At 66.5% G+C, this 13,102-nt stretch carries 11 protein-coding genes; all 11 read right to left on the bottom strand.

Annotation, left to right across the window (positions count from 1 at the left end):
* Positions 1–1,050 carry a flagellar hook-associated family protein gene (locus EN846_RS07865; protein ID WP_128346276.1) on the bottom strand — a complete coding sequence of 350 codons (1,050 nt, stop codon included), beginning with the start codon at positions 1,048–1,050 and terminating at the stop codon, positions 1–3.
* Positions 1,051–1,053: 3 nt separating this feature from the next.
* Entirely contained in the window at positions 1,054–2,487 is a 1,434-nt protein-coding gene (gene flgK, locus EN846_RS07860) for a flagellar hook-associated protein FlgK (protein ID WP_127393854.1), read from the bottom strand.
* 30 nt (positions 2,488–2,517) lie between these two features.
* A complete protein-coding gene (locus tag EN846_RS07855; RefSeq protein ID WP_127310926.1) occupies positions 2,518–3,771 on the bottom strand; it encodes a flagellar hook protein FlgE in 1,254 nt (417 codons plus the stop codon).
* Positions 3,772–3,868: 97 nt separating this feature from the next.
* Entirely contained in the window at positions 3,869–4,537 is a 669-nt protein-coding gene (locus EN846_RS07850) for a response regulator transcription factor (protein ID WP_126058474.1), read from the bottom strand.
* Positions 4,538–4,771: 234 nt separating this feature from the next.
* Entirely contained in the window at positions 4,772–5,362 is a 591-nt protein-coding gene (locus tag EN846_RS07845) for a lytic transglycosylase domain-containing protein (RefSeq protein WP_245493343.1), read from the bottom strand.
* Complete coding sequence (locus EN846_RS07840) at positions 5,292–6,686, bottom strand: flagellar hook-length control protein FliK (protein ID WP_128346277.1); 1,395 nt, start codon at positions 6,684–6,686, stop codon at positions 5,292–5,294. Before EN846_RS07840 ends, EN846_RS07845 begins: the two co-directional genes overlap by 71 nt.
* Positions 6,683–8,155: a chemotaxis protein MotC gene (locus EN846_RS07835; protein ID WP_127393419.1), complete on the bottom strand. Its 1,473-nt coding sequence runs from the start codon at positions 8,153–8,155 to the stop codon at positions 6,683–6,685. Before EN846_RS07835 ends, EN846_RS07840 begins: the two co-directional genes overlap by 4 nt.
* Positions 8,152–9,603, bottom strand: coding sequence for a MotB family protein (locus EN846_RS07830; protein WP_127393420.1), 1,452 nt, complete (start codon positions 9,601–9,603; stop codon positions 8,152–8,154). Before EN846_RS07830 ends, EN846_RS07835 begins: the two co-directional genes overlap by 4 nt.
* Positions 9,600–10,226, bottom strand: coding sequence for a hypothetical protein (locus EN846_RS07825; RefSeq protein ID WP_127393421.1), 627 nt, complete (start codon positions 10,224–10,226; stop codon positions 9,600–9,602). Before EN846_RS07825 ends, EN846_RS07830 begins: the two co-directional genes overlap by 4 nt.
* A gap of 3 nt (positions 10,227–10,229) precedes the next feature.
* Positions 10,230–11,891 (bottom strand): flagellar basal-body MS-ring/collar protein FliF, encoded by a 1,662-nt coding sequence (gene fliF / locus EN846_RS07820; protein WP_127393422.1) that lies wholly within the window; start codon positions 11,889–11,891, stop codon positions 10,230–10,232.
* A 132-nt stretch (positions 11,892–12,023) separates the two neighbouring features.
* Entirely contained in the window at positions 12,024–12,908 is an 885-nt protein-coding gene (locus EN846_RS07815; protein ID WP_126058480.1) for a flagellin, read from the bottom strand.
* Positions 12,909–13,102: the final 194 nt, after the last annotated feature.

The following is a 13,102-nucleotide window of genomic DNA, read 5'->3' as shown; positions in this document are numbered from 1 at the left end:
TCAGGTCAGGTAATTCAGCAGGCTGAGCTGCTGCAGGCGCGCGGTCAACGCGAATGAGGTCTCGATATGCTGCGTCAGGTCGGCGATGCGGGTCGCGGCTTCGGCGGGATCGACGCCCTCGAGATCGATGATGTGCTTCTCGAACAGGTCGACCTGGGTCTTCATGCGGTCGCTGGCGTCGGAGACACGTTTCTGGGTTAGGCCGACCTCCGAGCGCACCTGGACGATGCCGCCGATGGCCTCGCCGACCAATGTCTGGGCGCGGCTGACGACGGTGTTCTTGGCGGCATCGCTGATGTTGCCGGAGAACAGGTTGGCGACCATCGCCGCCGCCATGGCGAGCTTGCGGATGCCGTCCTCATTGGCGCTGACCGAGGTCTGCGTGGTCTCGTTCAGCGCGATGCGGCTGGTGATCTGCTCGTCGGTGGCGTTCGACCAGGTGCCTTGCCAGCCCGAGCCGAGGAATTGCGGCTCGACGCTGGTGGTGATGAAGTCGTCCATCTGGGCGGCAGTGATGTTTGCTGCGGCCGGATCGCTCTGGGTGAAGCCGAAATAGGCGACGAAGGAGGCGTCGAAAGCGGCTTTGGCGGGCGAGCCGGCGGCGGTGAAATCGTCGACCGGCTTGACGTCGGTGTTGGTGCCGGCGAACAGATACTCGCCATTCACGCTGGTGTTGAGGATGCCGGTCATCTGCTGCAGCGCCGACGCGCCGGCCTGCTGGGTGATGCTGGTCGAGGAATCGCCGGACACGGCGCTGGTCAAGGCCGAAAGAAAGTTCTGCGCGACGTCGGAGAGCTGGCCGAGCGCATCCTGCGTCGACGTCAGCCGGGCGGCGACCAGCGCGTTGGAATCGATGATGCCGTTCAGCCGGTCGAGATCGCGCTGGAAGGTCACGGCCTGGGTCGTGCGCCCGCCGAGCGCCAGGCCGACATCGGCGACCTTGCCGGTCGTTGACTCCTTCGTCGCCTTGACCAGATCGGACTGCATGCGCATCTGCTGGTAGCGCATGGCGTTGGATATTGCGGCTGAGGAGACGGCTGTCGCTTTCATCGATTATCCCACGGCATTCATCAGGGCGTCCAGCATGTCGTCGACGGTCTTCATCATGCGGGCGGAGGCCTGGTAGGTGTGTTCGAGGTCGAGCAGCAGCGACATTTCCTGATCGACATTGACGCCGGTGTCGTTGGACAGCGCCTCGGCCGTGCGCGTGGCCAGCGCCTCCTTGGCGTCGGCGGTGGTCGAGGCCTGCTGGCGCACGCCTTCGAACCAGCCGATCGAGTTGGCGGCGTAGTCGGCGACGCTGGATGTCGCCGTGATACCGGCGGCGGCATCGAAAGCCATCGGCTGGTCGAGCCGGTCGCCATAGGCGATCAGGAGGTTGGCGTAGGACGAGCCGGAAGTGTTGAGCACATAGGCAGCGCCATTGGCGCCGCCGTCGCGCAGCAGCGCCGGGGTCATGGCGGCGTTGACGCTGATCGAGCCGGCAAGGCCGTCGACCAGCGTGCCGGCGGCGGGAATGGCGGGCGCGCCGGACCAAGTGAACAGGCCGGCGGCATCGGGCTGCGACGAGGAGGTCTCGGCAAAGGCGGTGATAAGCCCGCGGGCGGTCTCGTCGAGCTGGCTCTGCATGGTGGCGGCGACGCCGTCGCGCAAGGTGATCAGGCCGGCGAGCTTGCCGACGGCGCTGGTATTGCCGCCGCTGCCAGCCGAGAGCGGAACGTTGTCGATGGAGATGGTGTTGCCGGGAATGCCGGCGGTGTAGCCGGACGAGGGCGTGAAGGTCACCGAGCGCGGCACCGTCTCGAACAGCGTCGTGCCGTCCGTGGTGGTGATGACCATGTCGTTGTCGCCGCGCGTGAAGGTCGAGACGGGAACATATTCGGCGATCTTCTTCAGGATCGCGTCGCGCTGGTCGAGCGCGTCGGAAACGTCGGTGCCCGAACGGGTTCCGGAAATGACGGCCTTGTTGGCGTCCTGGAACTGGCTGAGCAGCTTGTTGAGGTCATCGACCGCGGTGGCGATCTGACCGTCGGTCTGGGTGCGGAAATCCTGGATCGCCTGGGTGCCGTCATTCAGCGAGCGCACGACGTCCCTGGCCGCGTCGATGACGCTGGCGCCCAGATTCTGGTTGGACGGGGTCGTCGCATAGAGCTGCAGCGCCTGCTGCAGATTGGCGATCGCGGTCGAGGGCGAGGACGCGTTGTCGACGCCGTTGACGGCCAGCTCCAGCTGGTCCATGCCGCTGTAAAGCGCGCTCTGGCCGCTCCATGCGGAGAGGGCGCTCAAATTCTGCCGGAACAGGAGGTCGCTGGCCGCCCGCTGGATCACCACCGAGCGGGCGCCCGGCGCCGTGCTGGTGACGACAGCCGTGCGGCGGGCATAGTCGCTATTGGAAGCATCGGCGACGTTGCGCGAGACGATGCTGGTCTGCTTCGAGGTGGTCAGGAGCGCCGACTGTGCGATGCTCAAGGCGGAGGTCAGCGACATGCGGGTCTTTCACGGGCCGAGGCCCGACAGTTATCTCTTCAGGTTGACAAGGACATCCATCAGGTCGGAACCGGTCTGGAAGACTTTCGAATTGGCGGTGTAGCTGCGCTGCGCCGCGATCATGTTGGTCAGTTCCTCGGCGATATCGACGTTGGAATTTTCCAGCGCGCCGGAGACGATCGAGCCGAGCTTGCCTTCATTGGCGAAGCCGATGCGCACCGCGCCGGAATCGGTGCTCTGCGCGTAGACGTTGCCGGGCAGCGCGGTGAGCCGGTCCGGGCTCGTCACGTCGGCCAGCGGGATCTTGTAGAGCGGCTTGGTGGAGCCGTCCTCATATTGCGCGTAGATGATGCCGTCCTGGCCGATCTGGATCTTCTCGATCGTGCTCGGCGCGTTGCCGTTGACTTCGGCCTCGGAAACCGTGAAGCCGGTGCCGAGCTGGGTCAGCTTCGACATGTCGAGGGCGAGGGTGGAGCCGTTCGGCACGGTGAAGGAGATGCCGGTGGTGGCGCCGGTGAGCTTGCCGGTGGTGGTGTCGAAAGTCAGGTTGGCCGAGGCCAGGGCGCCGCCGGTATAGGGGAAGGACGTGCCGGCCGTGGCCTTGGACTGATCGAAGACCGAGACCTCCCAGGCGCCTGAGCCGGTGTTGGTGAAATAGACGTCGAGCAGCACCTTGTTGCCGAGATTGTCGTAGGCGACCAGCGACGACTTCGAGGTGTATTCAGCGGTCGCGCTGTTGCTGGACGGCAAGGCGCCCGCAGGCGGGGTGGCACCCGCCGGCAGATTGCCACTGAAGACGCCTTCGGTGCTCGGCGTCGCGGTCATTTCCTGGTCGGAGATCTGCACCGGCTCCAGGCCCTCGAAACCGTTGGCCGTCGCCGCCGGATCGCCATTGGCGTAGCTGTAGGCCATCAGCTGATAGCCGGCGGCATTGACCAACCTGCCCTGGGCGTCGGCGACGAAGGCGCCGGCGCGGGTCAGATAGGGCGTGCCGCTCGGATCCTGCACGACAAAGAAGCCATCGCCGTTTACGGCAAGGTCGGATACCGAGGTGGTGTATTGCAGCACGCCTTGCGAGCTGATGGCGGAGCGGATCGTCGTCGTGACGCCGCCCGAATTGTAGGCGCCGCCGGTGCCCGGCATGATCAGCGTCGAGAATTCGGCGGAGGAGCGCTTGTAGCCCGTGGTGTCGGAGTTGGCGATGTTGTCGGCGACCGTGGACAGGCGATTGGCCTGCGCGTTCATGCCGGAGACGCCGGTCCGCATCATTCCGTAGAGGCTCATCGAAACGTCTCCTCAATACCCACGACGGTGGGGCCCATGACAGTGGCCGCGAGCCTATGCCGCTTGTCTTGCGCGAGGCTGGCGCGGATTTCGGCCATCAGAACACCAGCCGGTAGCCGAGGAAGCGCTTGGAATCGATCGGATCATGGCCGAGCTTTTCGCGCAGCTTCTTGCGCAGCTTGCTGATGTGGCTTTCCACCACGTTCTCCTCGACCTCCTCGTCGAAGATGCCGTAGATGGCGTTGAAGACCTGGGTCTTGGTGACCCGTCGGCCGCGGTTGCTGGCCAGATATTCGAGGATGCGGCGCTCGCGGCGCGGCAGAGGCAGCGGCTCGCCGTCGATCTCGGGATCGCGGCCGTCCATGAAGATGCGCATCGAACCGACTTCGGTATAGGTCACGTCCTCATGCGCGCGGCGGCGGATGGCGGTGATGCGCGCCAGGATCTCGCGGATGTGAACCGGCTTGCGGATGACGTCGTCGACGCCGCTCTCGAACAGCCGCAGCGTGTTTTCCAGCGAGTGCTGTTCGCTGAGCGCGATGACCGGCGCGCCGGTGCGGTCGCGGATCTGGCGCGGCGAGATCGCGCCCTCGCGGCAGTCGCCGATGAGGAAGGCCCTGACAGAGCGCAGATCGGTGTCGGCCGCGGAGCTCACCCATTCGCCGAACTCGCTGGGCGCGAAGCCCGCGCTGGCCACTCCCTCGCGATCGAAAAGTGAGCTGTAGCCTTCAGTTACGAGCTCACGCTCGTCAACGATCACGATCATCGGCCCGCCCTCCGAATCATCTCATTTGCCCCGTGGAAGGAGGCGTAACCGGTGGCGAGAATCCTGAACAACCGTCATTTCTTGTAGCTATTTTCTTGGGAGTTTTTTGGGGACCCGAAAATAAGCGCAGTCGCATGGGGTGTACCGGAGTGCATTGGCGCGCGCCGCGCAGAACGATGCGGCAGGCGCCGGAGAGGCCGGAAAGCCCCTGTGCGCCTTGGAACATGGGTGCATCTATGGGTTGCAGAATGAGCGAGCGTTGGGCGTCCATTTGCCGAAGCCGGTAGCGACCATGTTGGCGATGACGCGACAGACATAGACCTTCTGCGCGGGGTCGTTGCCGGGGCCGGCATGATAGCGGGCCACCGCCATCGACCAGGTCATGTGACGGGCATGCAGGCTGACCAGGAAGCGCGCCGCGTAGTCGACATTCTGGCGCGGGTCGAGCATGTCTTCGACACTGCGAAAGTGCGACGCGTGGTAATGATGATTGATCTGCATGCAGCCAAGATCGATCAGCGTCTTGCCCTCGCGCCGGGCGCCCTCGAACGTCGCCAGGGCCTCGGCCCGGCTTCGCGGGAAGATTGCTTTTCCCTCTATATTCATGGCGTTAGGTTGAAGGCTGCCCTTCTTGCCGGTCTCCGTCAGGCCAACGGCATAGAGGATGCCGGCCGGCACGCCGTAGCGGTCGGCGGCGCGCAGGATCTCGGGTTCGCAAGGGTTGGTGGCGGCGCTCGCGGCGCTGATGGCGGCGCTAGATAAACATGCCGTCGCCAGTGCGCTCGCGAGCAGGCGAAGCAGCGCGGCCGCTGTCCGGTGTGTCATTGCTGTTGTTCCTTCCCGGCTGCTGACCGCCGGAGCCGGCATTGTTGCCGCTCGAGTTGCCGGGCTGAAAGGCGGATTGCTCGCGGCCTGGCGACATCGGCAGCGAGCTGTTGGCGTCGACGCGCGCGGCTGCTGGCGTTGCTATCGAAGGTTGCAGTACCGTGACCTTGTCGACGTCGAAGCCGAGCCCGCGCAGGGACTTGACGATCGCCTCGCTGTCGGCCGCGAGACGACGATGCGCGTCATGGGTTTCGGGCTTCAGCTCGATCGAAAGTTGCTCTCCGGAAAGCCGCAAGCTGGCCGTGACCATGCCAAGCTCGGCCGGGTGAAGCTCGATCTTCAATATATGTGTCGGAACGGCAACAGAACCGGGCGGTTGGGAACCCGCGGAGGGGGTCGAAAAGGCCTGCGGCAAGCCATTGTCCGACGCCAGCGCGTCGACCAGCGCCGGAGCCGTCTGGTTTAGCGGGTTCTGCGCCGGGGCCGGGAAGCTCTGCTCGGCGACGATGTCGATGCGCGCAGCCGACGACGCCTGTTTTCCTTGCTCCGACGGCGTCGCCGACCGTATTGCTTCAAGGGTTTTCGATGGCGATGCCGGTCGCTTAGCCGGCGCTGCCGATACGTCCGCAGGCGTCTGATCCTCAGGCGGCGCCGTGGCGCCGCCATCCCGGCGCGGCAGGTCCTTGAAGACGGCGCTGATGGCTTCCGGCTGCCGGAGCTTACCGGGAAAGGCCTCGGCGTTCGAGGCACGTTCGGACCGGGAGAAGGCACCGGCATCTTTGGAGTCGGGATCCGAGGTCTGATCGGGTTCTTTCAGGGTAGAAAGCAATCGCCGCGACGATTGCGGCTGGCCGTCCAGCGCCGGCTCCGGCCCGCTGGGCGCGGCATCGTCGCCGTCCGCTCTGGCCGATGGCTGGAAACGGCCGATGTCGCTCAACGCCATCAGCAATGGCAGGCTGTCCTTGAGCGGGCCGGCGTTCGCGGTCTGCGCGGCCGGGTCGGCATCCGCCGAGGCCTTGTCCGCATCGGTATCGGCCTCGTCCTTCACGGCCTTGCCGAGCGCTGACTTTGGCGCGGCGGCTCTGGCCGGAGCATCGCCTTCGGGCTGCGTCTTGCCGGGACTGGCCAGTGCGCGTCTGTTCCATCGCGCATCGGCGGATGCGGTTTCAGCCGGTTGCCCGTTTTCCTGCGCGGGCTGTTTTTCGGCGCCGCGCAGCAGATCGCCGAAGCTCGTGTCCTCGCCCTTCGCGGCCGGCGCGGCCGACCTGGACGCGGCGTGCGTGGGGACAAGTCCCGGGAGGGCCTGGCCGAGGCTGGTGGTCATTTCGGGGCGGCTCCAAGCAGTTGGTCGATCTTGTTGAGTTGGCGGCGCGTCTGCATCATCGCGGCGTCGGTGGCGTCGGACGGATCGGGACCGGGGGAAGGTTCCGGCGTCGATGCGGGCTGAACCGCCGCCGCCTCGGCCGATGCCGAAGCCACCGCCGGCGCATCGGTTGGAGCCGGAGCCTGCGCAGTCGGCGCGGCCACTGCCGGGATAGAAGCCGGCGCATCCGGGGATGGCGATGCCAGGGCTTGCCTCTCCGCCGGCTTCGCGACCGGGCCGGATGTCTCGACCGCCGGCTGCTCGGACATCGCGCCTTCGACCGGCGGCAGGTCGGCGTCTTCCTGTCTCTCAGCCGCCGCGATCTCGGCTGCGGGCTTCCCGGCTGCGGACTTCTCGGCGTCCGCGTCATGCTTTTCCACGGCGGGGACTGCCGGTCGCGCGACCACTTCGCCGGCGACGGCCTGCGCGGCATCGAGCAAGGCCCGGTCGCTTTCGGAGAGCTTGGCGCGGTCGATCTTCTCCAGCTTGGCGCGCACATCCTCGATGGTGCTCGACGTCACCGTCGACAGGCTGGAATAGAGCTGAGCGCGCGGGTCGTCCTCATTGCCGTTGCCGTCGCGGCCTTGCTCAGCCCTGGCCGAGGCGAAGCTGGAAAGCTCGGTCAGGCCGTCGATCGCCGCCCGGCGGGCGATGCGCAGATAGATCACCTTCTCGCGCTCGGGATCCATCATCGAGGTGATGTCGGCGAGCTTGTCGTGACTGATCGCCATGTGCAGCGAAATGACGCCGGAGACGAAGGAATCCGCGAATTGGCTGGCATAGGGCGAGTGGAGGTAGTTCGACACATATTGGGTGGAAGCCAGCGCGAAGCGGGCCGCGTCGCCTTGCTGCGCGGCGATGCCGACCGAGCGGCGAAGCGCTGCTTCCTCGACCAGCGTGCCTGGGCTGAGCAGCCGGGCGTCGTCGAGCAAAGCGAGGGCCGCGGCCGGCTGGTCGGTGGCGAGCAGCGAGCCCTTGACCAGCGCCAGGAAGGCGCCGAGGTCGGCGGGCAGCGCCATCGGGTCGATCGGCCTCAGCGTTTCGATCGCCTCGGCCGGGCGGCCGTTCAGGTAGCTGATGATGCCCTTGGCGACGGCCAGGCTCCGCGGGTCGGTCTCGGCGCGCGAGGCGGCTGCCTCGACGGTCACGGGATTGCCGCCGCTCATGCCGTAGACGAGCAGGGCGCGAAAGTTCCTCGGTTCCTTGAAATCCCCGGCATCGGCGGCGCGCAGGCGCGCATCGGTCATTTCGAGCAGCTTGGCCTGCATCGGCAGCGCCGCGTGGTCGCCGGCGGCGATGCGGTCCTGCACGAGCTGCAGCGAGCGCACCAGCTGATAGGGCTGCAGCGCCTCGTCGGCAAAGCTCGCCGACGGCGCTGCGGCGCTCAGCAGCAGGCCGACGGCGCGGCCGATGACGGTCGCAGCTTTCATCCGCCCGTCGCCATCAGAATCTCGATGCGCCGGTTGGCGGCCGCCAGCGGATCGGCAGGATCCTTCGGCTGCCGGTCGGCGAAGCCCGCGACCTCGGTGATGCGGCGCTCGTCGACGCCGCCGCGCACCAGCATGTAGTAGGCCGAATGGGCGCGCGCGGTGGACAGGCGCCAATTGTCGTAGGTGTCGCTTCGGAACGGCCGTGAATCAGTATGGCCGTTGATGCTGATCGTGCCCTTCTGGCTGTTGACGATATGGCCGATCTTCTCCATCGCCAGCACCAGCTCGCGGCGCGGCAAGGCCGAGCCGATCTCGAACATGCCGAAATCCAACTGGTCGGTGATCGAGATGACGACGCCCTTGTCGGTCGCCTCGACCGAGACGCCGTCATGCAGCTTGTCGCCCGGCTTGAAAGCTTCGGCCAGCTGCTGCTTGACCTCGGCCGCGGCCTTGACCGTGGCGGCGCTCGGCGCCTTTTCGCCGACATCGGGTTTTGCCGCCGCTTCGGCCTTCGCGGCTTCCGGCGTTGCGGTCTCGGCCTTCTCGCCGTTGGCGGTTTCGCTTGTCGCGGTTTCGCTTTTTGCAGCTTCGCGCTTGGCGGCCTCAGCCTTGGCGGCTTCGCCTTTTGCAGCCTCGCCCTTGGCGGCTTCGACTTTCGCGGTTTCGGCCTTTGCCGTCTCCGGCTTGGCATCCGCCTTGTCGGGCGCCGTCTTCGCCAGGGGCTCGAGCGGCGCGTCGATGACCGGCGGCGCCGGCGGCACGGCCTTGACCTTCGGCACCTGGGTCTCGGCGACTTTCTCGCCGGGCTTTGCCGGATCGCCCTCGATCTTGGCGCGCTCGGCGCTTTCCTCGGCGCCGGGCGCGGCCACCTGCTGCGACCAGAAATCCGGCGCGAAGGGATCGCGGTAGGACTCGCCGCCGGAGGCGCCGGTAGCCGGGCCGGCATTCTGCGCGCCGCCTTCGCCCTTTGCGCTGACATTCTGCATCACCCCGGTGTCGGTCGCGATCTCCGACAGCACCGCATAGGGATCGGCAAACAGATGCTCGTCGGAAAGGTCGGAGTTCTGCGAGGCTTCCTTGGTCTGCCTGCGGTCAGAGGAGCCGGCGCCGCCCTTGCCGTCCTCACCGGCCTTGCTGGCGCCGTCCTGCGGATTGTCGGCCGTCAGCCCGACCTTGCTCGGACCGTCGCCGAGATCCTCCAGGCCCTTGCGGCTGGAATTGCGATCGATCAGCTCGACCGGGTTGAAGTAGCTGGCGACGGCCGCCTTGGTCTGCTCGTTGGCGGCGTTGATCAGCCACATCACCAGGAAGAAGCACATCATGGCGGTCATGAAGTCGGCGAAGGCGATCTTCCAGACGCCGCCATGATGACCGTCGTCGTGGCCGTCATGGTTGCGCTTGACGATGATGATCTCGTGCCTGTCCTCTCCGGCGTCCACCGCGCTCATGACAGAACCTCGGACAGCGAGGCCGACCATTCGGCGATGCGCGTCTCGAACACCGCCTCGTCGATGACGACGGTGAGGTCGAGGCCCTGGGCCTCGACGAAGTCGAGCTGGGCGGCGCGCGGACCGAGCGAGGCCGCCAACGTTTCGAACAGCGACAGCGGGCCGCGCACGGCGATGCGCACCGCCTCGGAGTCGGCGATGGCCTCGCCGAGCGTGCGCGCGAGCGCGTCCAGCGAGCGCTTCTGCAGGTCGTCGCTGACCATGCCGCCAATGATGCGGGCAAGGGTGGCGCCGACGAGGTCGGTCACGCGCAGCTCCATGGCATCGATGTGCCTGGCGACGGCCTGGCCGACATCGCCGCCGAAGCTTTCAAGGAAAGCTTTTGCCTCGTCGGCATTGGCCTGGCGCTCGGCGTCGAGCGCGGCCTGATGGGCGACCGCAAGGCGCGCCTCGAGCGCCGTTTCCGCATCGGCGACGGCTTCGGCGATCAAAGTGCCGATGTCGGCCTGCGGCGGTGCTTCGTCGGGCTTGCGTTCGGGCTCGGCGGCGGCCTGCGGCTGGCCGGCACGCGGGCTGCGCGTTCCGAAATCCGGGAGAAGGTCGAAGAGGGCGACTGAGGGCATGGTCTATCCGGCGACTTCCTGGGCGGCCCATTTGCGCAGGATTTGCGCGGTGCGTTCCTCGTTGAGGTCGACCATGCGGGCAAGCCGTTCCTGCGGCGCCGGCCGGATCTTCTGGCGAAGGTCGTCGAGCGGCGTGGAGCCGGGGCGCGCGCCCGGCAAGGCGCCGACGGGAGCGGCCGTCGCGTCGGAACCGATCGCCGCCACCGCGGGCTCGGGCGTCGGCAGCGAGCGCTGGACATCGTCGAAGCTCGGGCCGGCGATGGCCGGCTTGGCCGGAGCCGTCAGCGCCGCCGCCATCGGTCTCAGGCCGAAGAAGGCGACCAGGAACACCACGACGATGAAGGCGCCGGCATTGATCAACGTGCCGGTATAGGTCCCGATCGAGGCCAGGATGCCCGGCTGCTCGATCGGCTCGCCGTCGAGCCCGTCGATGAACTCGACCGCCGAGACGTCGATGACGTCGCCGCGCTTCTCGTCGAAGCCGGTGGCGGAGGCCACCATCTTCTGGATGTCGGCGACGCGCTTGGCGATCTGCTCCGGCGTGGCGTCCTTGCCGAGAATGGTGGCCAGGCGCTGCTGGTTGACGACCACGGCGACCGACATCTTGGTGACCGAATAGCCGTTGGAGACGGTAGCGATCTTCTTGGAGTTGATTTCGTAGTTGGTGATCTCCTCCTTGCGGTCGTTCTGCGAGGTGGATTGCGGTCCCTCGGTGCTGGCCGCCTGGGTCTCGGGCAGGTTCTGCTCGACGCTGGTCGGGGTCGAGGCCTGCTTCTGATTGCTGTTCTCGTTGGTGCGCACCGACTGCACGGAGCGCTCGACGCGGGACTCCGGATCGAAGATCGTCTCTTCGGTCTGGCGGGTATCGGTGTTGACGTCGGCCTTGACGCTGGCGCGGAAATTGTCGGGGCCGAGATAGGGGGTGAGCGCGCGGCGGATGTTGTCGCCGATCTGCGCCTCGACCGTCTGCTCGACGCCCAGCGTGCGGGCAGCGCTGGTGTTGGACGGGTCGTCGCCGGCGGCCAAAAGGTTGCCGTTGGAATCGAGCACCGTCACCTTGTCGGCCGCCAGGCCGGGGACGGCGGCGGCAACCAGGTGGCGGATCGACATGGCGCTCTTTTCGGCATCGATGCCGGCATAGCGGATGACCACCGAGGCCGAGGGCTGCTGCTCGTCGCGGCGGAAATTGGCACGCTCGGACATGACGATGTGGACGCGCGCCGCCTTGATGCCGGCGATCGACTGGATGGTGCGCGCGATCTCGCCCTCCAGCGCCCGCACCCTTGTGATCTGCTGCATGAAGGATGTCAGGCCGAGCGAGCCGACATTGTCGAACAGCTCGTAGCCGGCATTGGCGCTGGTCGGCAGGCCCTTCTCGGCGAGCATCATGCGAGCCTGCGCGGTGGTGCCGGCGGGCACCAGCACGGAGGTGCCGTCGGCGCCGACGTCGAAGCCGATGCCGGCCTCGCCCAGCACCAGGCCGATCTGGTTCACGTCGGAGCGCTCGAGCCCGACATAGAGCGTCTCGTAGGCGGGACGGTTGAGATAGATCGAGGCGACGCCGATGACGGTCATGACGAGCGCCGCGATGCCGCCCAGCATGACGAGGCGCTTGACGCCAAATGCCCTGAGATTCGAGATGATGCTCTGGATCTGTTCCGGCACGTTCCAACGGCTCCCAGCACGACTGTCCGTCGGAACACTAGACCGCGAAGCTTGTGCGAGGATGATAGGCGGAATGCAAAAGGCCGCGCTTGCGGCGCGGCCTTCGATGCAGTGGAAAGATCAGCCGGGATGTCAGCTCTTGAACAGGGCCAGGATCGACTGCGAGTTGCCGTTGGCGATCGACAGCGACTGGATGCCGAGCTGCTGCTGCACCTGCAGCGCCTGCAGGCGGGTCGATTCCTTGTTCATGTCGGCGTCGACCAGGGCGCCAACGCCCTTGTCGATCGAGTCCGAGAGGTTCGACAGGAAGCTCTTCTGGGTGTCGATGCGCGACTTGGCGGCACCGAGATAGGCCGCGCCCGTCGAGAGCTTGGCAAGCGCCGTTTCAACGCTGCCCAGCGCCGTGTCGATGGCGGTGTCGGTGACGGCAGCGGCGCTTGGGTCGAAGAAGGTCGTGGCGAGCAGGCCGCCGACGATGCCGCCCGTGCCGGCAATATCGAGAACCTGCGTGTCGGCGGCCGCGACATTGATGGTGTCGATGGCGACGGTGGTGCCGGTGCGGTTGTAGGAAGCAACGATCTGCAGGTCGGAGGCGACGAGGCCGTCGTTCTGCAGCAGGTTCGAGCCGGCATAGCTGGCATTGGTGACCGACGACTTGATCTGCTCCTGGATGGCCTTGATTTCGGTCGCGATCTTCTGCTGGTTATCCTGGCTGGCGCCGCGGGCGGTGACCAGCTTGGCCTTGATCGCGTCGACCTGGTCCTTGATGTCGGTGATGGCGGTGTAGGCGGTGTCGACCTTGCCGGCGCCGAGGCCGAGCGCGTCCTGCACCGCCGACAGCGCCTTGTTGTCGGAACGCATGCTGGTGGCGATCGACCAGTAGGCGGCGTTGTCGGAAGCGGTGGCGACGCGGTAGCCAGTCGAGATGCGGGCCTGCGTCGTTTCAAGCGCCTTGTTGGTGGCGTTGAGGCTCTGCAGCGCGGTCAGCGCCGCGGCGTTCGTCATGATACTTGCCAAGGTACACCCCTTCTCAAAGCAGGCATGCCTTACGCATGCCGGTCAACCCGTTTGGCGGGGGCGTCATGCCTGTCGACCAACTGGTCTGCCCGTCATAAGTGAATGGTTAACCATAACTAGCGCGACATCGTTAATGGCGCGTTAAAGCCATGCTTTGGCGAGGGAAAATGACAAGGGTTTCACAAATGAAAATC

It is taken from the genome of Mesorhizobium sp. M4B.F.Ca.ET.203.01.1.1, from assembly GCF_004791025.1.
Classification (GTDB): domain Bacteria; phylum Pseudomonadota; class Alphaproteobacteria; order Rhizobiales; family Rhizobiaceae; genus Mesorhizobium; species Mesorhizobium abyssinicae.
The sequence above is the reverse complement of the archived record's forward strand: the minus strand, read 5'-3'. Positions and strand labels throughout refer to the sequence as shown.